The organism is Pseudomonas sp. SDT291_1_S447, from assembly GCF_054070155.1.
Window position 1 is genome coordinate 1 of sequence record NZ_JBSVXS010000090.1, and the last position, 23020, is coordinate 23020.

18 protein-coding genes are annotated in these 23020 nt (G+C 59.9%); 6 read left to right on the forward strand and 12 right to left on the reverse strand.

Annotated elements, in window-relative coordinates:
* Positions 1–78 precede the first annotated feature (78 nt).
* The 9 genes from ACW9IR_RS22160 to ACW9IR_RS22200 form a co-directional block, all read right to left on the reverse strand.
* Positions 79–600, reverse strand: a complete 522-nt coding sequence (locus ACW9IR_RS22160; protein WP_034154625.1) for a DUF3455 domain-containing protein — start codon at positions 598–600, stop codon at positions 79–81.
* Between the two features lie 168 nt (positions 601–768).
* Complete coding sequence (locus tag ACW9IR_RS22165; protein ID WP_457465129.1) at positions 769–2403, reverse strand: ABC transporter ATP-binding protein; 1635 nt, start codon at positions 2401–2403, stop codon at positions 769–771.
* A 1-nt stretch (position 2404) separates the two neighbouring features.
* Entirely contained in the window at positions 2405–3427 is a 1023-nt protein-coding gene (locus tag ACW9IR_RS22170) for an ABC transporter permease (RefSeq protein WP_102902438.1), read from the reverse strand.
* Positions 3427–4491, reverse strand: coding sequence for a microcin C ABC transporter permease YejB (locus ACW9IR_RS22175; protein WP_108227252.1), 1065 nt, complete (start codon positions 4489–4491; stop codon positions 3427–3429). Before ACW9IR_RS22175 ends, ACW9IR_RS22170 begins: the two co-directional genes overlap by 1 nt.
* Position 4492: 1 nt before the next feature.
* Complete coding sequence (locus ACW9IR_RS22180; protein WP_457465130.1) at positions 4493–6358, reverse strand: extracellular solute-binding protein; 1866 nt, start codon at positions 6356–6358, stop codon at positions 4493–4495.
* Between the two features lie 148 nt (positions 6359–6506).
* Positions 6507–9218: a TonB-dependent receptor gene (locus tag ACW9IR_RS22185; protein WP_457465131.1), complete on the reverse strand. Its 2712-nt coding sequence runs from the start codon at positions 9216–9218 to the stop codon at positions 6507–6509.
* A 206-nt stretch (positions 9219–9424) separates the two neighbouring features.
* A complete protein-coding gene (locus ACW9IR_RS22190; protein WP_007918272.1) occupies positions 9425–9826 on the reverse strand; it encodes an ExbD/TolR family protein in 402 nt (133 codons plus the stop codon).
* Complete coding sequence (locus tag ACW9IR_RS22195) at positions 9826–10512, reverse strand: MotA/TolQ/ExbB proton channel family protein (protein WP_371857975.1); 687 nt, start codon at positions 10510–10512, stop codon at positions 9826–9828. Before ACW9IR_RS22195 ends, ACW9IR_RS22190 begins: the two co-directional genes overlap by 1 nt.
* A 67-nt stretch (positions 10513–10579) precedes the next feature.
* Positions 10580–11404 carry an energy transducer TonB gene (locus ACW9IR_RS22200; protein ID WP_457465132.1) on the reverse strand — a complete coding sequence of 275 codons (825 nt, stop codon included), beginning with the start codon at positions 11402–11404 and terminating at the stop codon, positions 10580–10582.
* 1113 nt (positions 11405–12517) lie between these two features.
* Here ACW9IR_RS22200 and ACW9IR_RS22205 point away from each other — a divergent pair.
* Positions 12518–13141 (forward strand): glutathione S-transferase N-terminal domain-containing protein, encoded by a 624-nt coding sequence (locus ACW9IR_RS22205; RefSeq protein ID WP_457465133.1) that lies wholly within the window; start codon positions 12518–12520, stop codon positions 13139–13141.
* A gap of 127 nt (positions 13142–13268) precedes the next feature.
* Here ACW9IR_RS22205 and ACW9IR_RS22210 read toward each other — a convergent pair whose 3' ends face one another.
* Entirely contained in the window at positions 13269–13709 is a 441-nt protein-coding gene (locus ACW9IR_RS22210) for a CBS domain-containing protein (RefSeq protein ID WP_008084932.1), read from the reverse strand.
* Positions 13710–13907: 198 nt separating this feature from the next.
* Here ACW9IR_RS22210 and ACW9IR_RS22215 point away from each other — a divergent pair, with 198 nt between their 5' ends.
* Positions 13908–16268 (forward strand): DNA polymerase II, encoded by a 2361-nt coding sequence (locus ACW9IR_RS22215; protein WP_457465134.1) that lies wholly within the window; start codon positions 13908–13910, stop codon positions 16266–16268.
* Here ACW9IR_RS22215 and ACW9IR_RS22220 read toward each other — a convergent pair.
* Both ACW9IR_RS22220 and ACW9IR_RS22225 read right to left on the reverse strand, forming a co-directional pair.
* Entirely contained in the window at positions 16233–16703 is a 471-nt protein-coding gene (locus tag ACW9IR_RS22220; protein ID WP_457465135.1) for a DUF1810 domain-containing protein, read from the reverse strand. The two genes, ACW9IR_RS22215 and ACW9IR_RS22220, sit on opposite strands and share 36 nt — an antisense overlap.
* A 25-nt stretch (positions 16704–16728) precedes the next feature.
* Entirely contained in the window at positions 16729–17550 is an 822-nt protein-coding gene (locus ACW9IR_RS22225) for an aldo/keto reductase (RefSeq protein ID WP_457465136.1), read from the reverse strand.
* A gap of 374 nt (positions 17551–17924) precedes the next feature.
* Here ACW9IR_RS22225 and ACW9IR_RS22230 point away from each other — a divergent pair, with 374 nt between their 5' ends.
* The 4 genes from ACW9IR_RS22230 to ACW9IR_RS22245 form a co-directional block, all read left to right on the forward strand.
* Positions 17925–18440, forward strand: coding sequence for an Hcp family type VI secretion system effector (locus tag ACW9IR_RS22230; RefSeq protein ID WP_100848256.1), 516 nt, complete (start codon positions 17925–17927; stop codon positions 18438–18440).
* A gap of 130 nt (positions 18441–18570) precedes the next feature.
* Complete coding sequence (gene tssI, locus ACW9IR_RS22235) at positions 18571–20613, forward strand: type VI secretion system tip protein TssI/VgrG (RefSeq protein WP_457465137.1); 2043 nt, start codon at positions 18571–18573, stop codon at positions 20611–20613.
* The gene (locus ACW9IR_RS22240; RefSeq protein WP_102902779.1) at positions 20603–21340 is read left to right on the forward strand and encodes a DUF4123 domain-containing protein; all 738 of its coding nucleotides are present in this window, start codon (positions 20603–20605) and stop codon (positions 21338–21340) included. The genes tssI and ACW9IR_RS22240 overlap by 11 nt, the downstream gene beginning before the upstream one ends.
* A partial coding sequence (locus ACW9IR_RS22245; RefSeq protein ID WP_457465138.1) for a DUF6531 domain-containing protein occupies positions 21340–23020 on the forward strand: 1681 nt, incomplete at its 3' end. The genes ACW9IR_RS22240 and ACW9IR_RS22245, both read left to right, overlap by 1 nt.

The window sequence follows — 23020 nt, forward strand, 5'->3', positions numbered from 1 at the left end:
AGTGACGCATATGTTGGCTGACACTCCGCTATCGCGAGCAGGCTCACTCCTACAGGGGATTTGTGGTGGATCCGGAGATCAGTTCGCCGCCCAGAAAATATAGTCGGCCTGGTACTTCACCACTTCCTGCTTGCCCTTGTTCGCCGCCGTGCATTCGCTGCCCGGCGCCACGCCACCCTTGAGTGCGACACGCTGGATGTAACTCACGCCGCTCATCGCGCCTTTGCCTTCGGCCGGATTGGCCTTGACCAGTTGATAGGGCAGGTTGCCCGGAGTCGACGGCGCCACGGCCAATTGCGTTCCGGTGACTTTCGAACCGTCCTTGGCCTGCCAGGTGGCCGGTGGGCCGAAGTAGGTGCCGACCTGCTTGCCGCTGCGATCATTGAGTACCGCTTTCGGGCCGACGAAGGTCCACTCGGTCTGTCCCGGGGTATTGGCTTTGTCACGGCATTCGTAGGTGATCTCGCCGACGCCGGTGGTTTCCATCGCGATCTTGTGGCCGTCCGGGACTTTGATCGCGTCGGGGTAACTGCTTTGGGCGAAGGTTGTCGACGACAGGGCGAGCAAACCGGTGAGGCCAATCAGCTGGGTGATGTTCATCAGTGTTATCTCCGAAAGGGTAGACCGCTGACAGCCGAAGAGGGCTGTTACAGGGACTACCCGTGACGGAGGCGTTTGGATGCAGTGGCCATGAAAAATATTTCAATGACCCACCCCAATCCCTTGTAGGAGTGAGCCTGCTCGCGATGGCGGTGGGTCAGTCAAAACTCATGTCACTGGGATACCGCTATCGCGAGCAGGCTCACTCCTACAGGGTTTTGTGTCGGTCTTGAGGCCGGAGGCGTTCAGTAATTCTTGGGTGTAGGGGTGTTGCGGCGCAGCAAAAATCTCGCGCGACGAACCCTGCTCAACCACCTTGCCATCCTTGATCACCATCAAGTCATGCGCCAGCGCATGCACCACCGCCAGATCATGGCTGATAAACAGATACGTCAGTCCATGCCGGATCTGCAATTGCCACAACAACTCCACCACCTGTTTCTGCACCGTGCGATCCAGTGCCGAAGTCGGTTCATCGAGCAGAATCAGCGCCGGTTCCAGCACCAGTGCGCGGGCGATGGAAATACGCTGGCGCTGGCCGCCGGAAAATTCGTGGGGATAACGATGCCGGCTCTGTGGATCGAGGCCAACTTCCTCCAGTACGCGAATCACCGCCGCTTCCCGCTCGGCTTCAGTGCCGATGCCATGGGTCAGCAACCCCTCGGCAATGATCTGCTGCACCGACATCCGTGGGCTGAGGCTGCCGAACGGATCCTGGAACACCACTTGAATCTGCCGCCGCAACGGCCGCATCAGACGCTGATTGAGCAGGCTCAATTGCTTGTTGCCGAAACGGATATTGCCCTCGGACTCGACCAGCCGCAGGATCGCCTGACCCAGCGTCGATTTTCCTGAACCGGACTCGCCGACAATCCCCAAGGTCTTGCCCCGCTGCAGGGTGAAGCTCACGCCGTCCACCGCTTTGATGTAATCCTGCTGGCGGCTGAACAGTGCTTTGGGCAACGGGAACCAGACCTTCAAGTCATCGACTTCAAGCAGGTTGTGCTCGAACTCACTCGGCACTGGCGCACCGCTCGGTTCGGCCTCGATCAACAAGCGACTGTAAGGATGCTGCGGCGCCCGAAACAACGCTTCGCAATCCGCCTGCTCAACGATCTCACCGTGACGCATCACGCACACCCGCTGCGCAATGCGCCGCACCAGATTGAGGTCATGGCTGATCAGCAACAGCGACATGCCAAGGCGTTGCTGCAACTCGATCAGCAACTCGAGAATCTTCTGCTGCACCGTGACATCCAGCGCCGTGGTTGGCTCATCGGCGATCAACAGTTCCGGCTCGTTGGCCAGCGCCATGGCAATCATCACCCGTTGCCGCTGACCGCCGGAAAGCTGATGCGGATAGGCTTTCAAACGCTGCAAAGGCTGGCGAATGCCGACCAGCTCCAGTAACTCCAACGTCCGCTCACGGGCAGCGCGGCCCTTCAGACCCTTGTGAATCTCCAGCACTTCACTGACCTGTTTTTCCACCGTGTGCAGTGGGTTCAGCGAGGTCATCGGCTCCTGGAAAATCATCGCAATGCGGTTGCCGCGCAAACCGCGCATCTGCTGCTCGCTGGCGTGCAGCAAATCCACGCCGTTATAGCGGATCGCGCCGCTGCTGCTGACGTTCTTGCCCGGCAACAAACGCAGAATCGAATGCGCCGTCACCGACTTGCCCGAGCCGGATTCACCGACCAGTGCCAGACATTCGCCACGGCGAATATCCAGGTTCAAACCGTGCACCACTTCTTGCCCGGCGAAGGCCACGCGCAGATCGCGGATCTCGATCAAATTGTCGTTCATCTCAGCTCCGGGGATCGAATGCATCACGGCAAGCCTCACCAATAAAAACCAACAAGGACAGAATCAGTGCCAACGCGAAAAACGCCGTCAGCCCTAGCCACGGCGCTTGCAGGTTGCGTTTGGCCTGACCGATCAATTCGCCCAGCGACGCGGTGCCGGCGGGCATGCCGAAGCCAAGAAAATCCAGCGCAGTCAGCGTCGCAATCGCACCAGTCAGAATGAATGGCAGATAGGTGAGGGTGGAGGTCATCGCGTTGGGCAGAATATGCCGGCACATCAGCTCGTTGTCGGTCAGGCCCAGCGCTCGCGCCGCTTTGACGTATTCCAGATTGCGCCCACGCAAGAACTCTGCGCGCACCACATCAACCAGCGCCAGCCAGGAAAACAACGCCATGATCCCCAGCAGCCACCAGAAACTCGGCGAGACGAACCCGGACAAAATGATCAGCAGGTACAGCACCGGCAACCCCGACCAGATCTCCAGCACCCGTTGCCCGAGCAGATCGACCCAACCGCCGTAATAACCCTGCAATGCTCCGGCTACGATGCCAATCAACGCACTGATGCCAGTGAGGATCAGCGCAAACAGAATCGAAATTCGCGTGCCGAAAATAACCCGCGCCAACACGTCGCGCGCCTGATCATCGGTGCCCAGCCAGTTGCTCGAGGACGGCGGACTCGGCGCCGGTTCGCTGAGGTCGTAATTGACCGTGTCGTAGCTGAACGGGATCGGCGGAAACAGCATCCAGCCGCCCTGATCCTCGATCAGTTTGTGCACGTAACCGCTGGCGTAATCCGGCTGAAACGGCAGCTCGCCGCCGAAATCGGTTTCCAGGTAATCGCTGAGGATCGGGAAGTAAAAGGCGTCGTGGTAACGGATCACCAGCGGCTTGTCGTTGGCGATCAACTCGCCGCCCAGACAGATCAGGCAAAGGCCGATAAACAACCACAACGACCAGCGCCCGCGCCGGTTGGCCTTGAACTGCGCAACGCGGCGCTGACCGAGAGGAGAAAGAGTGAACATCAGGCAGTCCTCGCCGAGAAGTCGATGCGCGGGTCGAGCAGGGTGTAGCAGAGATCGCCGATCAGCTTGATCAACAGGCCGAACAGGGTGAACAGAAACAACGCGCCGAACACCACCGGGTAATCCCGCGACACTGCTGCCTCGTAACTCATGCGCCCGAGGCCGTCGAGGTTGAAGATGGTTTCGATCAGCAAGGAACCGGCGAAGAACACCTCGATCAGCGCCGACGGCACACCGGCCACTACCAACAACATCGCGTTGCGAAACACATGGCCGTAGAGCACGCGGCGCTCGGTCAGACCCTTGGCCCGGGCGGTGATCACGTACTGGCGGCTGATCTCGTTGAGGAAGCTGTTTTTGGTGAGGATCGTCAGCGTGGCGAAGCCACCGATCACCAGCGCCGTCACCGGCAATACCAGGTGCCAGAGGTAGTCGCCGACCTTGCCCAGCGTGCTGAGGCTGTCGAAGTTATCCGAGACCAGCCCCTGCACTGGAAACCAGTTGACGTAGCTGCCGCCGGCGAACACCACGATCAACAGAATCGCAAAGAGGAACGCCGGCATCGCATAGCCGATGATGATCGCCGTGCTGCTCCAGACATCGAAGGCGCTGCCGTTCTTGATCGCTTTGCGGATGCCCAGCGGAATGGAAATCAGGTAGGTGATCAACGTCGCCCACAAGCCCAGCGACAGCGACACCGGCAGCTTCTGCACAATCAGATCGGTGACCTTGGCGCCGCGAAAGAAGCTGCTGCCCAGATCCAGCTGCGCGTAGTTTTTCAGCATCAACCACAGGCGTTCGTGCAGCGGTTTGTCGAAGCCGTAATGGTGTTTGATCTCCTCGATCAGCGCCGGGTCGAGGCCACGGCTGCTGCGCCCGGCACCGCCAACCGCAGCAACCTCGCCACCGCCGCCCATGCTGTGCCCGCCGAAGCCTTGCAGGCGCGCAATGGCCTGCTCCACCGGGCCACCCGGCGCGGCCTGCACAATCAGAAAATTCACCACCAGAATGCACAGCAGCGTGGGGATGATCAGCAGCAAACGTCGACTCAGATAACGCAGCATGTCACTGACCCCCCGCGAGTTGGCTGTGCATCTGTTGCGTGGTCAGCGCCTTGGCCGATACCTCCCACCAGGTGTTGAGGCCTTCGTCATACGCCGGTTGCACGGGCGGCATGCCGAAGCGGTTCTGATACACCGTCGGCGTGCCTTTGGAGTAGTAGTTGGGAATCATGTAGTAACCCCATTGCAGCACCCGGTCGAGGGCGCGGGCGTAATGCACCATGGCTTCGCGGCTGTTGGCCTGGACCAGCCCGTCAATCAGTTGATCGACCGCCGGATTGGCCAGCACCATCGAGTTGGAACTGCCGACTTGCGTGGCGCTTTGCGAGGCGTACAGGCTGTACAACTCGCGGCCGGGAGAGACGATCGGATCGCCGCTGCGCGGGAAAGCGACGACGATCATGTCGTAGTCGCGGGCGTTGAGGCGGTTGATGTATTGCGCCGAATCGATGCGCCGCAAATTCAGCGTGATGCCGATCTGCGCGAGGGTGCGTTTGAACGGTAACAGCATGCGATCGAAGCCGCCCTGGCCGTCGAGGAAAGTGAACTCCAGCGGTTCGCCAGCAGCGTTGACCAGACGATTGTGTTGCGGCGTCCAGCCAGCTTCGGCGAGCAGCTTCAGCGCTTGCAATTGTTTGTCGCGGATGTAGCCACTGCCATCGGTTTTCGGCGCCTGATAAACCTCGGTGAAGACCTCGTCGGGAATCTGCCCACGCAGCGGTTCGAGGATCTTCAATTCTTCAGCGTCGGGCAGGGCGGTGGCGGCCATTTCGCTCTTCGGCCAGAAGCTGTTCTGGCGCACGTAGAAGCCGCGCATCATCTGTTTGTTGGTCCACTCGAAATCCCACAGCAGGCTGATCGCCTGACGCACGCGGCGATCCTTGAAGAACGGGTTCTGCAGGTTGAACACGAAGCCCTGAGCGGCGGTGGGTTTGTTCGGGGCGAGGATCGACTGTTGCAAGCGACCATCACGCAGTGCCGGGCTGTCGTAGCCGACCACGTAACCAGACGAGGAGAACTCGCGGTTGTAGTCGAATGCGCCCGCCTGCAACAGTTGCCGGGCGACGTCGGTGTCGCCGTAGAAATTCACCGTGAGCGTGTCGAAGTTGTACATGCCGCGATTGACCGGCAGGTCCTTGCCCCACCAGTCCGGATCGCGCTGGAAACTGATGCTGCGCCCGGCGTCGACCTTGCTCACCCGGTACGGACCGCTGCCCAGCGGTGGCTCGAAACCGCCGCCATTGGCGAAGTCGCGGGTTTTCCACCAGTGTTCGGGGACCACGCGCATGGTCGCCAGATCCAGCGCGAGGGTGCGGTTGAGGTTGTTCTTGAAGGTGAAGCGCACCTGCCGTGGGCCTTCGATCAGCACGTCCTGCACGTCGGCGTATTGCTGGCGATAACTGAGGCTGCCCTTGGTCATCAACAGGTTGAAGGTGTAGCGCACGTCTTCGGCGGTAATCGGCGTGCCGTCGGCGAAGCGTGCCTTTGGATTGAGGGTGAAACGCACCCACATACCTTCGGGATCGCGCTCGATCTGTTGCGCGACCAATGCGTAAACGGTGTAGGGCTCGTCGAGCGAGCGGAACGCCAATGGCGAGTACACCCAGTCGTTGACCTGCACCACGGAAATGCCCTGATCGGCATACGGGCTGATGTAGTTGTACTGGCCGATCTCCATCGACGCGCGACTGAGTGAACCGCCCTTGGGTGCCTTGGGGTCGACGAAATCGAAATGCTGGAAATTCGCCGGATACTTCGGCGCCTCGCCGTACACCGTCAGCGCATAACTGCCAGCGGCCAGCGCCGAGGTGCCGGTGCATAGCAGCGCACCACCCAGAAGCAGGCCCGCCATGTTGCGCAAAAAACTCATGAAGTCACTCCTTAGTTCCTGAATGCACACAGGTCAAAACTGTAGGAGTGAGCCTGCTCGCGATGAGGCCAAGTCAGACCCTGCAAGGTTGTCTGAAAAAACGCTATCGCGAGCAGGCTCACTCCTACAGGAGTTGCGGTGCTCTCGGTTAGAAGTGGTAAGTCATGCGCGCAAACAAGGTACGCCCCAGCGGATCTGTGTAGCGCGGGTCATAGCCGCTTTGGAAGTTGTAGGCCTGGTTGGAGAACGGTGGGTTGCGGTCAAACACGTTCTTCATCCCGGCATCGACATCCAGCACCTTGTTGAAGGTGTAGCCGGCCGACAGGTCCCACACCGAATACGACGCCACGCGCGCGTGGGTGTCGCGGTCGTAGTCGTTGTAACCGGTGGTGAAGCGGTTGGTCAGCGCCGCCCGCGCCGCGCCGAAGGTCCAGCTGCCGGTGAGGTTGTGCTTCCAGCGCGCGATCACGCCGTCACCCTGGAAGTCGCCGACCTTGTCGGTGAACGGGCCTTTGATGGTGCTCTGGAAGTCGTACTCGTCGACGTAAGTACCTTGCAGCCCCAGACCGAACTGGCCGTACGGCGTGTTCGGGAAGCGATAGTCGAGCGACACATCGACACCGTTGGTTTCGACGATGCCAAGGTTGGCGTTGCCGGTGACGATGTAGTTGAGCGTGCCATCGGCGTTGCGCACGAAGCGGTCCGGGTAGGAGCCGGCCTGATCAAACACGGTGGATTCCGGGGACGGCTGGATCTGGTTGGAGATGTGAATCCACCAGAAATCCAGACCCACCGACAGGTTGTTGATCGGCTGATAGACGAAGCCCAGCGTCACGTTACGCGCCTTCTCCGGGGCCAGGTCTTCGTTGCCGCCAATCTGGTTGAGGAACTGCTGACCGCAATCGCGGCCGCCGTTACCGCCCGGTTGCACCACGCCGCCAGTACACAGCACCGGGTCGTTGTAGTAGCCCTGGGTGAAGGTGATGCTGCGCGGCGAATACAGCTCGTACAGCGACGGCGCACGGAAACCTTCGCTGTACGCGCCACGCACCACCAGTTCTTTCAACGGCTGATAACGGAACGAATATTTCGGGTTGGTGGTGCTGCCGAAGTCGCTGTATTTGTCGTGACGCACGGCGGCGGACAGTTCAAGGCTGTCGAGCACCGGCACGTTGATTTCGGCGTAGGCGGCTTTGACGCTGCGATCGCCCTCGACGCTGCCCGCCGGGTCGATACCGAGGCTCTGGATGTCGCCAGCGAACGACTCGAAGTCCTGGTGGAATTTCTCTTTGCGGTACTCGCCACCCAGTGCCAGACCGGAAGGGCCGGCGCCGAACCAGTCGCCGATTTCACGACTGATACGACCATCGAAACCGGCTACACGGCCCACAGCAGTGGAATAGGCGCCGTGGTACGCCGCGTTATCGATGTACTGCTGACCGGCGGCCGACTGCGGGCCGAACGGGTTGAGCAAACCGCTGGCCAGACCGTCGATCATTGCCTGATCGCTGACATAACCGCTGGTGACGCTGGAGACGATTTTGTTCTGGTTGTACGAGGCGCCGAGGTTGTAATCCCAACCGCCGACCAGACCATCGAAGCTGAGCAAAAAGCGCTGGCTGGTGTTTTGGTCTTTCGATTCACGCGGGCCGGCAGCGGTTTCGCGCCAGTTCACATCGACCGGTTGGGTCGGGTCGAGGGCGAAATCGGTGGGCGCCGGGGTGATGCCATTGCCGGGGTAGTAGGGCGACGAACCGTCGAGGCTCAGACCGGTCAACGGCGCAGGGCCGACCGCTGTGGCGTTGTTGTTGCGCGACCAGAAGTATTCGAGATTGACGTTGTGATCGTCGCCGAGCTTGCCGGTGGTCTTGCCGAAGAACGAGGTCTTCTCGGTCTGCGGCACCAGGTCGATGAATTCGCGGGTGCTGAAGCGGCACAAGCCGTCGCGGGCGATCAGGTTGGGGCCGTTGCAATTGCTGTTGGCCAACGGGTTAGTGGCGTTGCCGTTCTGACTGTAGTTGCCGGGGAACGCGGTGCCCGAGGTCTGATCGAGACCGCGACCGGGGGCGTAGTCAGTAGCAAAAGAGCGGTCGTTGGCGTCGAGGTTCTGCTGCTTGTTGTAGTTGAACACGCCGAGGACGTTGAAGCGGTCTTCTTCCAGATCGCCGTAGCCCCAACTGGCGCTCATGTCTTTGGTTTGGCCGCCGCCGCTGTGGGTCGGGGTTTCGCCGCCGAGGGTCAACTGGCCGTCGGTCAGGGATTTCTTGGTGATGAAGTTGATCACACCGCCGATGGCGTCGGTGCCGTACAGGGCCGAGGCGCCGTCACGCAGCACTTCCACGCGTTCGATGGCGGCAAACGGAATCATGTTCAGATCCACCGCGCCGCCGGCCGAGTTGGTGCCCGACAAGGCATTGTTGGCCAGGCGTCGACCGTTGAGCAGCACCAGCGTCTTGTTCGCGCCGATACCGCGCATGTCAGCGAACGAGGCGCCGCCAGTCGCCGCGCCGACCGAGCCAGCACTGTTGTTGATCGACTGGCTGCCGGTGATGCGCTGCACCAGTTCGGCGGTGGTGGTCACGCCCTGTTTGCGCAGCTCATCGGCCTTGAGAATGGTGATCGGCACCGCCGTTTCCGCATCGACCCGGCGAATCGCCGAACCGGTCACTTCCACCCGTTGCAGTTGCGTGGTCGGCGCAACCACCGCTGCAGCCGCCGGGACGCCAGCGTTGTCGTCCTCGGCCGCCTGCACAGTCCCGGCGCCCATCCCCATGGCCACCAGATACAACGGAACAAAACGGTGGCGAGAAATCGTGGCCACCAAGGGTTTGAGCGTGAAGCGTGGAGTGTTCATCAGCATGGTTATTTCCGACTTTTTAGACGTTATCGAATTGGCCTTGTGAGCCCCTCATTGCTCCGCTATCGGTGATACCGCGTGCGGAAAACCACTTTCTTCAAGCAAGCCGATCCCCTCCGAAGACGCGTGGCGTTTTTCGGTCGGCTGATTGCGACAGGATTCAGCGGGCGGTGGCGGGCGCGTTTTTCACTGCGCGCCCGCCACCGCACTCAGTGGGTGGTCATCACCGATATTTTGGTAATGCCCGAGCGTTCGATCGACGCCATGGCTTTCGCCACCTGGCCGTAATTGACGGCGGAGTCGGCCTGCAACTGCACGCGGACTTCGGCGTCCTTGGCCTTGACCTCCTTGAGGCTGGCTTCCAGTGATTCCGGGGCCAACTCGGTCTTGGCCAGATAGAACTTGCCGTCCTGATCGACGCTGACCACCACCGGGTCTTTCTTTTCGGCGGGGGCGACGGCGTCGGTTTTCGGCAGATTCACTTTGATCGCGTTGGTCATCAGCGGCGCGGTGACGATGAACACCACCAGCAACACGAGCATCACGTCGACCAGTGGCGTGACGTTCATTTCGCTGAGCACTTCATCGCTGTCTTGAGTGGAGAACGACATCAGCTGGCCTCCCGCACGGCGGCCGTGGTTTTGCTGGCGATGGCCTGACGGCTGATGGAAAACGCACTGCGCGAGGCGAGGGCGTCAAAGTCGTGGGCGAAGTCATCCATGTCTGCCGAAGCGAGTTTCAAGCGGCGCAGGAAGAAGTTGTAAATCAGCACCGCCGGCACCGCGACGGCGATACCCACGCCGGTGGCGATCAGCGCGTGACCGATCGGCCCAGCCACTGCTTCAAGGCTGGCCGAACCGGTTTCGCCGATGCTTTTCAGCGCTTCCATGATTCCCCAAACGGTGCCGAACAGGCCAATGAACGGCGCGGTGCTGCCGATACTGGCGAGGATCGCCTGACCGTTTTCCAGCGAGCGGCGTTCCTTCTGGATCTGCTGGCGCAGGTTGCGTTCCAGGCGATCCGAGCGGTTGATGGTGTGCGCCAATTGCTGCGTGGTGCGTGGCGAGTCTTCCACCAGCAGTGCTTCGAAACCGCTGCTGGCGATGCGCGCCAGTGAGCCCGGGTACTGGCTGGCGTGTTCGGCGGCGGTGAGCAGATCCGGCGCGCCCCAAAAGGCCTTGGTGAATTGTTTGTTCTGCGCTTTCTGCCGCAGGTACTGCGCCGACTTGACCAGCAGAATCGCCCAACTGACCACGGAAAACAGCACCAGGCCCCAGAGGACACCGGGGACAATCATCGAAGACAAATCGTTCATGGTTACACCTCGCTTGCGTTATTCGGTTGTGCGTTGATTGAGCGTTCGGTTATTGCGGCAATTTGAAATCGATGGTCTGGGTGGCGAAGCCGTCGATCGGCGTGTCACCGCGTTTGGCCGGAATAAATTTCCAGTTCTTCACGGCGGCGACGGCGGCGTCATCCAGTTGCGGCTTGCCGCTGGATTTGGTCACCGTCACCGAGCCTGCACGACCATTGGCGAGCACCTGAATACGCAGCACCACGCTGCCTTCCCAGTTGCGTCGCAGGGCCAGCGACGGGTATTCCGGCGGCGGGTTGCCGAGGCTGGCGAGGCCCGAGATCGCTGCCGATTCCTTGACCGGGCCCGGCGCAGCGGCAGGGGCCGGTGGTGCGCTAGGTGTCGCCGGTGCAGCAGGAGCGGCCGGTTGTGCCGGGGCGGGTGGGGCTTTCGGTGGCTCGACCTTTTTCACCGGTTTCGGCTTCTCGACCGGTTTCGGTTTTTCGATCGGCTTGGGTTTCTCCACCGGTTTCGGCGGAGGCTTGACCGCGTCCTCGTCTTCCACCGGTTGCTCCGGTTCGGGAGGCGGTGGTGGGGGAGGCGGTGGTGGCGGTTCCGGTGTCGGCGGTGCCGGTGGCGTCGGACTTGTCAGCTCGACGGTCATTTCCGGAATCTGCGGTGGCGTTGGCAATGGCTGTGTTTTGGATTGCTGGAGAAACCACCAGGCGCCGCCATGTATCAGCGCCGACACAGCGACCAGCAACACCATTTGCTGTTTATTCAGACTGCCGGGTTGCGAGGTATTGGCTTTAAACGCCGGCCTGCCCGGTGGCGGCGGGACTGGCGCTTCCCGCAACGGCCCCGGCAGGGTTCTGTGCTTTACCGCATCGTTCATTAAAGCTCCCTCGGGTTGATGAAGGGCAATAAGGTGCCGTCCGAACATCCAGGGGATATTCGAGTGGGTGGGTGCAACTTTCTTCAAGGTGTGCAGAAGCCGATATTTCAACTATCTGGTTAACAAGGCTTGTGCAAACTTACTGGCGTGGCGTCATCGACTTCGAGTGTTCATTGGCCATTCCCTGGTTGTTCTTCTATTGCGTGAGCGCACTGTCGGTGTCTCATGCTTGTTACATATTGCAACCGTTGTGCCAGATATTGCCGAAATGTAGATCGGTTATTTCATGAGTGTTACCCGTGTCGCATTTATATAAGTTTTGACATCGCCGTGGTTTTTCTCCGGCGTACGGATTCCCGTTACTCCTGTTGGCGGAGCTTTTTCAGAGGCGAGTCAGGCTCTACGCGCTATCACGCTGATCGGCGGGATAGAGCGGTGGCGTGGCTGGCGGCCGGGGCACTTGCTGGTGCGCGGCGGACTGATTTGGTGCGGGCCAATGTTTTAGCGGGTCACGGCGTATGTTCCTTGTTCTTGTTTAAATGAAATCAATGTTTGCTGTGCTGTTTGGTCCAAGTCGCTGGAGCTGTTTTGGTGCGCTTGTAAAATCGCTGAAAGTTATTGTTCGACAATCCTGCTTGCGTTCATTTAATACGTTGGTTGTGCAATAACTTTGTGAGTTGTATTTAAAAAATAAATAGCACGCCATTGCCGGCGAATAAGTCATTGCCGATCACAGGGCGCGGTCGTGGAGTCAGGTAATAAAGTAAAGGCGTTGGTCGCCGGGACTGTTCGAATGAACTCGGCGTTGTGCACAAAGAGGCAAGCAGAGGTTGATGCGGCAAAGCGTTTGAAGATTCACGCGGTGAACTCCTTGTTGCCAGCTCGGATACGCGAACTTTTGGTTCGGTATCGCACCTTACAAGAACGCGGATAGCGTTCGATGATTGCTCTTGGTGCGGGATGGGCACCGCCAGCGCTGTTTTGCGAGGTTTGAATTCGCAAGTCGCGAGTGCATGGGAAAACCGTGCCAAAACCGATACACAGGCAGATTTTTTCTACACCCACGCTACAGCCATCTACCCTGTGGCAATGGTCTTTTCGGGGGGATTGGATATGTACCAGCTCTACGGGCACAGAAATTCAGGCGCAGCCGCCATCGAAGCGGCGCTGGAGCTGTGCCAGATCGCTTACCGTTTCATTGATATCGAAGCCAGCACCGAAGCCGCCGAGGCGCTGGCCCAGCTCAATCCACTCAAGCAGATACCGACCTTGCAACTGCCCGACGGCAGCGCCATCACCGAGAGCGCGGCAATCCTGATTCATCTGGGCCTGACGTTTCCCAAGTCGGGTTTACTGCCGGCGAAGGCGGAGGATCGTGATCAGGCGATTCGCGGCCTGGTCTACATCGTCAGCAATTGCTACGCAGCGATCGGCGTCATCGATTATCCGGAGCGCTGGCTGCTGATGCCTGACGAAGCCTCGCGGCAGAATCTGGTGGCCGGCGCGCGCGAGCGTTTGCACTGGAGTTGGGAGGTGTTTGCCGACCAGTTTTCCGCCGAGTTGTATCTGGATGACGAAACGCCGGGGGCGCTGGATGTGCTGGCGGCGGTGGTGACGCGCTGGGCGGGCAGCCGCGAGCATTTGCGCCAGACGCGGCCGGGGTTTTATGCGTGGTTGCAGCGGATTGACCGGCATCCGGTGCTGGCGCCGGTGTTCGCCCGGCATTGGCCGTTCTGACCGCTAAAGAACCCTGTGGGAGCGAGCTTGCTCGCGAAAGCGGTGGGTCAGAAAAACAAGCGTCGACTGATACTCCGCCTTCGCGAGCAAGCTCGCTCCCACAGGGGTAGGGGATGATCCTGAAAAGTTATTCCCCGCGAATGTACTGTTCCAGTTGCTTGATCAGCTCCGCCTGCTCGGCAATCGCTTCCTTGACCAGGTCACCGATCGACAGCAAACCGATCAACTTGCCGTTCTCGACCACCGGCAAGTGGCGCAGGCGTTTGTCGGACATGATGCCCAGGCAGGTGTCGACGGTTTGATGGGTGTCCACGGTGATCACGTTCGCCACCATGATGTCGCGCACCGGCGTGCCCACGGATGAGCGACCATGCAACACCAGTTTGCGCGCGTAGTCGCGTTCGCTGATGATGCCGACCACTTTATCGTCTTCGACCACCAGCAAGGCGCCGACGTTTTTCTCGGCCATCTTCATCAGCGCTTCGAGCACCATGTGATCAGGTTTGATCTGGTGCACTTCCTGATTTTTCTGATCTTTGAGCTTGAGCAGTTGGGCGACGGTCTTCATGGCGGTTACTCAGGTGTTGTCGTTGTTATCCAAGCATCGTAGACGCAAGCGCGCAGGGCAAGGTGGCAAAGCGGCAGATAACACGCAAAAAACGTCATTTGCCGGGTTTTTCCGTTTCTGATGGCGATTTATCGCCAGGGTCATCCCACACAATGCCGCGTAGAATGCGCTTCTGTTTCAATTCCTGAGGTTGCAGTGGTGGATTTACCGCAGGGCTTCGTCCTGACCCGGCATTGGCGCGATACAGCGGCCGGCACCGAAGTCGAGTTCTGGCTGGCGACCGACGCCGGGCCGCGTCGTGTGCGTCTGCCGCATCAGCCGTCGGTGGCATTTATTCCTGCCGAGCAGCGCGAAGCGGCCGAACGCCTGCTGCACGACGAAAAGAACGTCGAACTGCGCCCCTTGGCCTTGCAGGATTTCGAACATCGCCCGGTACTCGGTCTGTATTGCCAGCAACACGGCCAGTTGATGCGCCTGGAAACCGCGCTCAACCGCAACGGGGTCGACGTCTACGAAGCCGACGTGCGCCCGCCGGAGCGCTATCTGATGGAGCGCTTCATCACCGCACCGGTGCGGTTCAGCGGCACGCCCGATGCCGACGGCGTATTGCTCAACGCGCAGCTCAAACCTGACCCCGATTACCGACCGAAGCTGCGCCTGGTCTCGCTCGACATCGAAACCACCGAAACCGGCGAGTTGTATTCGATTGCCCTCGAAGGTTGTGGCGAGCGTCAGGTGTACATGCTCGGCGCGCCGAACGGCGATGACAGCATCGTCGACTTTGACCTCGAATACTGCGACTCACGCACGGTCATTCTGAAGAAGCTCAACGACTGGTTCGCCCGTCACGACCCCGACGCGATCATCGGCTGGAACGTCGTGCAGTTCGATTTGCGCATCCTCCACGAACACGCGCGGCGCCTCGGCGTGCCGCTGAAGATCGGCCGTGGCGGCGAAGAGATGCAATGGCGCGAACACGGCAGCCGCAATCACTACTTCGCCTCGGCAGCGGGGCGACTGATCATCGACGGTATCGAGTCCCTACGCTCGGCGACCTGGAGCTTCCCCTCGTTCAGCCTGGAAAACGTCGCGCAGACCCTGCTCGGCGAAGGCAAGTCGATCGACAACCCGTACCAGCGCATGGACGAAATCAACCGCATGTTCGCCGAGGACAAACCGGCGCTGGCCAAGTACAACCTCAAGGATTGCGAACTGGTCACGCGGATCTTCGCCAAGACCGAACTGCTGACCTTTTTGCTGGAGCGCGCCAGCGTCACTGGATTGCCGGCGGACAGAAGCGGCGGCTCGGTCGCCGCGTTCACACATTTGTACATGCCGTTGATGCACCGACAGGGTTTTGTCGCGCCGAACCTCGGCACCAATCCGCCGCAGGCAAGCCCCGGCGGTTTCGTCATGGACTCGCAACCGGGGTTGTACGAATCGGTGCTGGTGCTCGATTACAAGAGCCTGTATCCGTCGATCATTCGCACCTTTCTGATCGACCCGGTCGGCCTGATCGAAGGCCTGCAACACCCGGACGACGCCGACTCGGTGCCGGGTTTCCGTGGCGCCCGATTCTCGCGCACCCGGCATTGCCTGCCGTCGATCGTTTCGCGGGTGGCCGAAGGTCGGGAGACTGCCAAACGTGAACACAACGCACCGTTGTCGCAAGCGCTGAAAATCATCATGAACGCCTTCTACGGCGTGCTCGGCTCCAGCGGTTGCCGCTTCTTCGATACGCGGCTGGCCTCATCGATCACCCTGCGCGGCCACGAAATCATGCTGCGCACGCGCAAGCTGATCGAAGAACAGGGCCACGCGGTGATCTACGGCGACACCGACTCGACCTTCGTCTGGCTGCGTCGCCCGCACGGGCAGGAAGAAGCGGCGAGCATCGGTCATGCGCTGGTCAAACACGTCAACGATTGGTGGCGCGCGCATGTGCGTGATGAATATGGCCTGGAAAGCGCCCTCGAACTGCAATTCGAAATTCACTACAAACGCTTTCTGATGCCGACCATTCGCGGCGCGGAGGAGGGCAGCAAAAAGCGTTATGCCGGCCTCGTCACCCGTGCCGACGGCAGCGATGAAATGGTCTACAAAGGCCTGGAAACCGTGCGCACTGATTGGTCGCTGCTGGCCCGGCAATTCCAGCAGGAACTCTACGAGCGGATCTTCCAGCGCAAGCCCTATCAGGATTACGTGCGCGACTACGTGCGTAAAACCCTCGCCGGTGAATTCGATGATCGCTTGGTCTACCGCAAGCGCCTGCGCCGCACCCTTGACGACTATGAACGCAACGTCCCGCCGCACGTGCGCGCTGCGCGCTTGGCTGACGATTACAACGCGCAACACGGGCGCCCACGGCAGTACCAGAATGGCGGCTGGATCAGCTACGTCATCACTCTGGCCGGCCCGGAGCCGCTGGAAGTGCGCCGCGCCGCCATCGACTACGACCACTACATCACCCGGCAGCTGCAACCGGTGGCGGATGCGATTCTGCCGTTTGTCGACGACGATTTCTCAACCCTGATCGGGGGGCAACTGGGCCTGTTTTGAGTCGAGCAACTGCAGCGTCCACTCGTCGAGAATACCGTGGAAGTAGCGTTCCAACGCCTGATTGAACACGCTGTCTTCAGCGCAAAACTGAGCGAACAGCGTCATCGAGGAATGAAATTTCAGGTCATCGGGATGGCCGAAAATCTCCGCGATCGAGCGCTGTTGCACCTTCAGCACTAACTGCGTGCAAGTACGCAGGCGTGCGCCGAGCAGTTCGTGAGACAGATACGCCCGGGCTTCGTCGGCCGAACCGATGGCGAAGCGCCGGGACATTTCGCTGCCGCCCAGACCGGCGAATTGCGGAAAGACAAACCACATCCAGTGGCTGCGCTTGCGGCCCTCATCGAGTTCGCGTTGCACGCGCTCGAACACCGGGTCCTGGGCCTGGACAAAACGTTGCAGGTTGAACGGGTCGTACTGATCAGTGCTTCTCATCGCGAAGCCCTCGCCAGCCGCTGGCTCAAACCATGGCCAGCCGCTGCTTGCGTTGTGGCGCTTGAAACACCTGGTCCAGCGCCGCCAGATCCCCGGCCTCCAGTTGCAGTTGCGCGGCTTGTGCATTGAGTTGCACGTGTTCCGGTCGCACAGCCTTGGGAATCGCAATCACACCATCCTGACGCAGAATCCACGCCAGCGAAACCTGCGCGGGGGTTACACCATGACGAGCGGCAATCTCATTCAGCACCGGTTCAGCCAGCATCGCGCCGCCCTGGCCAATCGGACAGTAGGCCATCAGCGGCACGCGCTGATGTTGGCACCACGGCAGCAAATCGAATTCGATGCCGCGCTCTTCGAGGTTGTAAAGCACCTGATTGGTCGCGCAGACCGAACTGGAGAGTTCTTCGAGATCGTCGACATCGAAATTCGACACGCCCCAACGGCCGATCTTGCCGTCCTCGCGCAGACGTTCGAACGCCTCGACGGTTTCTTCCAGCGGATACTGACCGCGCCAATGCAACAGATAGAGGTCGATGTAATCGGTGTCGAGCCGACGCAGACTACGCTCGCAGGCCTGCGGGATACCTTTGCGGCTGGCGTTGTGCGGGTAGACCTTGCTCACCAGAAACACCTGATCGCGCAGGCCGGCAATGGCTTCGCCAACCACGCTTTCGGCGCCGCCCTCGGCGTACATTTCCGCCGTGTCGATCAGGGTCATGCCCAGCTCGATCCCTGTGCGCAGGGCTGCCACTTCACGCTTGTGTGCCGAGCGGTCTTCGCCCATGCGCCAGGTGCCTTGGCCAATCACCGGCACCTGCACGCCGGCCAGTTCGAGGGTACGCATGCAAACCTCCTTGCTGAATGTGTCGATACCTTTTAGTGGGCAGCAGGATAGCTCAGGGGTTCCTTCATCTATCCGTACAAGTGCGCAAGAAGTTGCGCAGTGCCTCGCCTGTTTTGACCCGGATAAGTCTCTACAGGCCGCGTAGCTCGTGGCCTCCAGCCAAGTGCGCAACTTCTTGCACACCACTGCGCAAGAAGTTGCGCACTTTCCCTTGTTTTTCATTGGCTTAGTCACAGAAAAAAATCAGTCGATGAGCTCGGGACCTTGATCTGTATGGGTTGCACAAAAGCTGGCATGAACTTTGATGGCGCATAGCCATCCTTTCAGGCAATGGTGCCTGTGAGGTATGTCTTTTCAAGCAAGGAGAGCACCCCATGGCAACACCAGCGTACATGTCGGTTACCGGCGAAAAACAAGGCCTGATCACTGCAGGCGCTTTCACCGCTGACTCCGTAGGCAACACCTACCAGGAAGGCCACGAAGACCAGGTTATGGTTCAGGCTTTCAGCCACGACGTGATCATCCCGCGTGACCCACAATCCGGTCAGCCAACCGGTCAGCGCGTTCACAAGCCAGTTGTGATCACCAAGGTCTACGACAAAGCTTCGCCTCTGCTGCAAGCCGCTCTGACCTCCGGCGAGCGCATGAGCGAAATCGTTATCCAGTGGTTCCGTACTTCTGCTCAAGGCACCCAAGAGCACTACTACACCACCAAACTGGAAGACGCGATCATCGTCGCCATCAACAACAAAATGCACAACTGCCAGGATCCAGGCAACGCGCACTTCACCCACCTGGAAGAAGTGCAGTTCACCTACCGCAAAATCACCTGGACCCACGAAGTATCCGGTACTTCGGGTTCCGATGACTGGCGTGCTCCAGTCGTTTAATTACGGCTGATCGTTACAAGCATCGGCCAGCTCTGCTGGTCGATGTTGTTTTCGCCCTCCAGAATTTCGCGTAAGTTGAGCCGCTTTGCGGTCGTCGACATACGCCGCTGTACAGCACGAGGAACAAGGGATGTTCGCGCCGGCCAATGAAACCCACTTTGCCCTGACCATCGAAGGTCTTTCTGCTGACTTTCAGGTATTCACCCTGCAAGGTCGCGAAGCCATCAGCCAGCCTTTTGTGTTCGAGGTGGAGCTGGTCAGTGAGCAGCCGTCGCTGGACCTCGAAACCCTGCTGCACAAACCGGCCTTCCTGCAACTGTCGCCCGACGGCAGCGGCATCCACGGCCAGATCTACCGCGCCGCGCAAGGCGATTCCGGCAAACGCCTGACCCGTTACTCGGTGACCCTGCGTCCGCAATTGTCTTACCTCGCGCATCGCGTCAACCAGCGCATCTTCCAGAACCTCACCGTGCCGAAAATCATCGGTATGGTCCTCGAAGAGCACGGCATTCAAAGCAACGCCTACGAATTCAAGACCGGTTCGATTTATCCCGAGCGCATCTACTGCGTGCAATACGATGAATCGGACCTGCATTTCATCCAGCGCCTGTGCGAGGAAGAAGGTATCCACTACCACTTCGAGCACACGGCGACGGCGCACAAACTGCTGTTCGGCGATGACCAGACGGTATTCCCGAAACTCAAGCCTGTGGCCTATCAGCAAGACTCCGGCATGGTCGCCAGCGACCCGGTGATCAAGCGCTTCGACCTGCGTCTGGAAACCCGTACCAGCCGCACCACCCGTCGCGATTACGACTTCGAGAAACCGCGCCTCACCCTCGAAAGCGAAAACCGTGGCGACGCCCTGCCCGACCTCGAAGACTACGATTACCCAGGTCGTTTCATCGACCGCGAGCGCGGCAAACACCTGGCCAAACGCGCCCTCGAACGCCATCGCAGCGACTTCCAGCTCGCCGAAGGCAAGAGTGATCAGCCACTGCTGGTCAGCGGCCACTTCCTCGCCCTGACCGCGCACCCGAAAGCCAAATGGAACGACCTCTGGTTGCTGACCGAAGTCCTCCACGAAGGCAAACAGCCGCAAGTGCTCGAAGAGTCGGTGACCAGCGACACCACTGCACTCAAAGACGATTTCCACCAGGGCTACCGCAACCGCTTCCAGGCCACGCCGTGGGACGTGCCCAACCGCCCGCCCCTGCGCCACCCGAAACCGCGCATCCTCGGCAGCCAGAGCGCCGTGGTCACCGGCCCGAAAGGCGAAGAGATCCATTGCGACCAGTACGGCCGCGTCAAAGTCCAGTTTCACTGGGACCGCGAAGGCCAGGCCGATGACAAAACCAGCTGCTGGCTGCGCGTCTCCAGCGCCTGGGCCGGCGCCCAGTACGGCGGCATTGCCATCCCGCGTATCGGCATGGAAGTGCTGGTCACCTTCCTTGAAGGCGATCCCGATCAACCGTTGATCAGCGGCTGCCTGTACCACAAGGAAAACACCGTCCCGTATGAGCTGCCGGCGAACAAGACCCGCAGCACCTTCAAGACCCTGAGTTCGATGGGCGGTGGCGGCTACAACGAACTGCGCATCGAAGACAAAAAAGGTCAGGAACAGATCTACCTGCACGCCCAGCGCGACTGGGACGAAAACATCGAGCACGACCAGAAAATCCGCGTCGGCAACGAACGCCACGACACCGTCGAAAAGAACAGCTACAGCGAGTTCAAGGCCGAAGAACACCACACCGTCTACGCCGACCGCAAAGTCGAAGCGCGCGCCAACGACCACCTCACCGTCGGCGTCAATCAGCACATCAAGATCGGCACCGGCCAGTTCATCGACGCAGGGCAGGAAATCCACCTCAGCAGCGGCATGAAAGTGGTAATGGAAGCCGGTGCGGAGCTGACCCTGATCGGCGGCGGCAGCTTCATCAAGATCGACGCTGGCGGCGTGACCATGAGCGGCCCGGTGATCAACATGAACTCCGGCGGCAGCCCCGGCAGCGGCACCGGCGCCGCCCCGCTGATGCCTGGCATCCTGAAACAGGCCGACGCCGACAAGGCCGGCCAGGTCCTCACCCCGGCCCAGATCAACACCCTCAAACGTAACGCGCCGTTCTGCGAAGAATGCGAAAAATGCAAGGCAGGTGCCTGTGCCATCTGATCGAATTACGCCCAAGGATTGGCTGGCGCAACAGCCGTTGCAGACTGGTGAGCGCTTGTATCTGGTCATCAGCGCGGCGAGTGATTCCGACGCGCTGAAAAATCTCTACCTGACCGAACCCACCGCCCAGCTCATCCCGATCTGGGGCGGCACGCCCTACTCCACTTGGCAACCGGTGATGCCGTATGTCACCGAACTCAAAGCCAATTCCGCGTTCCTGCCGTGGATCGCTGAAACCGATGCCCTCGATTGGGGCTGGCTGGCGGTGTCGCGTTCCGAGCCGAACGACGTTTTCGAGCATCTGCGCAGCCTGACACAGGTGAAGATGCCGGACGGGACCGAGGTGTTTTTCCGGTTTTGGGATGGGCGGCATATCTACCCGATTCTGCATGGGCTTGGGGAGAAGGCTGGGGAAGTGCTGCCGATGTTTGAGCGGTATTTGATTAATGGGCAGTCGCTGGAGGTTGGGACGCGGGTTGTGCCGAAGGTGAAGGATTGGCCGTGGTGGGAGGTGCCGGATCCGTTACTGGATGGCTTGGCCAAGGAAAATCCGACGACGCTGATCAGCAACCTGATGCAGTGGCTGGAAGAAGACCGCCCGGACATTTACACCGCTTGGCCCGAAAGCAACCTGAAGCTGAAAGTCAGCCGTTTCGTGCGCCGTCCGGACGCACCGAAAAACCTTAAAGAAGCACTGTTAAACCACCTGATTCTGGAGCAAGGCTGATGGATCGCGTTGCCTTTGTTGACAACCAACTGAACACCTTCAAGGACAGTCTGAAGCTGTATCAGGAACAAACCAAAACCTGGTACGCACGCGTCGCTGACAAGGCCAGCCGGGCCGCTGACCTGCCTTCCCTGCTGGGCATGGAGCGAGTAATCAAGGTTGGTGACTCGAGCAAAGCGGTGAGCATGACCGACGGCAATTTCACCTCGAACGTGGCGCAGTGCCCGCTCAAGGGGCCGTTGCTGATCGAAAGCAAATTCGAGTCGGTTTACGACATTCCTATCGGCGAAATCGAAGTCGAGATCGTCGCCGTTGAGGGTGGTGCAGTCAGCAAGGTCAAACTCGATGCTCAAGGCAAAGCCGCCTGGACCGGCGGTATTCCAGGCAAGTTCTACGAGATCCGCGTTCATAACGAAGTGACGCCGGCACAAATCGATGCCCTCTTCAGCTCCTACAGCGGCGTGACCGCAGACCTGGAAGGTTTTCTTCGCAAAGAGTGGGCCGGATTCAAACCGCAATGGTCGAACGTTTCCACCTCGGGCACCGCGATGGCGATTGGCACCGGCATTCTTGAAGGTGGCTGGGAGGCGATAAAGGGTGTGTGGGATGGCATCAACCAAGTGCTCGATATCCTGCAGGACCCCGGCAAGTTTGCGAAGGATCTTGGCGCGGGTGCGGATGAACTGATCAAAGTTGCCAAAAGCTCGCCGGACATCATGAAAAAGGCCATGTTGCTGGCCAGTGACGAAGCCGCGCTGTTCCTGCTGGTACGCAGCGCCGTGATCTGGCTGGCAGGCCTGCCGCCGATGAAGATGGCGGGCGACATCGCGAAAGCCACCACGGCAATGGTGGTCGGTATCGCCATCGACATCGTGATTGGCGTGGTACTCACCATTGCGGCTGAAGGCACGGGCGTTATCTACCTGATCGCCCGCTTGAAGAAATACGGTGAGCTTGTCCTCAACGCCGTCATCGGTTTTGTGAAGTCGTTGTTCAAGATTATCAACGGCTTTATGGAATACGTCGCGAAATACACCGCTGTTGCGGCGCGTGGCGTGACGGCCAAGGTGAGAAACGGGATTTCCGAGTTGCGGTTTGATGGCAAGAAAAACGCGAAACTCGCGGACGGAAAAATAGCTGACGATGCTTCTAAGCAGGCGAAGACCCCGGCCGACAAAAGTGCAGAACCTGCCGCCGATACCTGCACTAATGGGTGCCCGGTTTCGATGGTGACCGGTGAAGAGCTGTTGACGCTGACCGACGGTCAACTCGACGGGCTACTGCCGTTTGAGTGGACGCGCCTCTACAGAACCAGTGCCGTGGAAATTGATTGCGGTCTGGGTTATGGCTGGAGCCATGCATTGGCTCATCGCATTGACATCAATGGCGATGAAGTAATCTGGACCGACCACGAAAACCGCGCAACGCCGTTCCCGCTCCCGAGTGAACAACGTCCAGCGATCACCAACAGCCTTTCAAAAGCTGCCATTTTCCTCGGTGACGATCCATCGGAACTGATTCTCGCCCAAGCCGGCAAGCGTCCATCGTTCTACCACTTTCGCTTTAACAGCAAAGGCGCAACGCTGATCGCCATCAGCGACAGCTACGGTAATCGACTGCACGTTACACGCGACATCCACGGTCGCATCAAACGCCTCGACAACGGCGCCGGTCGCGCCC

Bases quoted from the DNA above. Each gene is read 5' to 3' on its own strand.
- ACW9IR_RS22160 (WP_034154625.1), bottom strand. From the start codon at position 600: ATGAACATCACCCAGCTGATTGGCCTCACCGGTTTGCTCGCCCTGTCG.
- ACW9IR_RS22165 (WP_457465129.1), bottom strand. From the start codon at position 2,403: ATGAACGACAATTTGATCGAGATCCGCGATCTGCGCGTGGCCTTCGCC.
- ACW9IR_RS22170 (WP_102902438.1), bottom strand. From the start codon at position 3,427: ATGTTCACTCTTTCTCCTCTCGGTCAGCGCCGCGTTGCGCAGTTCAAG.
- ACW9IR_RS22175 (WP_108227252.1), bottom strand. From the start codon at position 4,491: ATGCTGCGTTATCTGAGTCGACGTTTGCTGCTGATCATCCCCACGCTG.
- ACW9IR_RS22180 (WP_457465130.1), bottom strand. From the start codon at position 6,358: ATGAGTTTTTTGCGCAACATGGCGGGCCTGCTTCTGGGTGGTGCGCTG.
- ACW9IR_RS22185 (WP_457465131.1), bottom strand. From the start codon at position 9,218: ATGCTGATGAACACTCCACGCTTCACGCTCAAACCCTTGGTGGCCACG.
- ACW9IR_RS22190 (WP_007918272.1), bottom strand. From the start codon at position 9,826: ATGTCGTTCTCCACTCAAGACAGCGATGAAGTGCTCAGCGAAATGAAC.
- ACW9IR_RS22195 (WP_371857975.1), bottom strand. From the start codon at position 10,512: ATGATTGTCCCCGGTGTCCTCTGGGGCCTGGTGCTGTTTTCCGTGGTC.
- ACW9IR_RS22200 (WP_457465132.1), bottom strand. From the start codon at position 11,404: ATGAACGATGCGGTAAAGCACAGAACCCTGCCGGGGCCGTTGCGGGAA.
- ACW9IR_RS22205 (WP_457465133.1), top strand. From the start codon at position 12,518: ATGTACCAGCTCTACGGGCACAGAAATTCAGGCGCAGCCGCCATCGAA.
- ACW9IR_RS22210 (WP_008084932.1), bottom strand. From the start codon at position 13,709: ATGAAGACCGTCGCCCAACTGCTCAAGCTCAAAGATCAGAAAAATCAG.
- ACW9IR_RS22220 (WP_457465135.1), bottom strand. From the start codon at position 16,703: ATGAGAAGCACTGATCAGTACGACCCGTTCAACCTGCAACGTTTTGTC.
- ACW9IR_RS22225 (WP_457465136.1), bottom strand. From the start codon at position 17,550: ATGCGTACCCTCGAACTGGCCGGCGTGCAGGTGCCGGTGATTGGCCAA.
- ACW9IR_RS22230 (WP_100848256.1), top strand. From the start codon at position 17,925: ATGGCAACACCAGCGTACATGTCGGTTACCGGCGAAAAACAAGGCCTG.
- tssI (WP_457465137.1), top strand. From the start codon at position 18,571: ATGTTCGCGCCGGCCAATGAAACCCACTTTGCCCTGACCATCGAAGGT.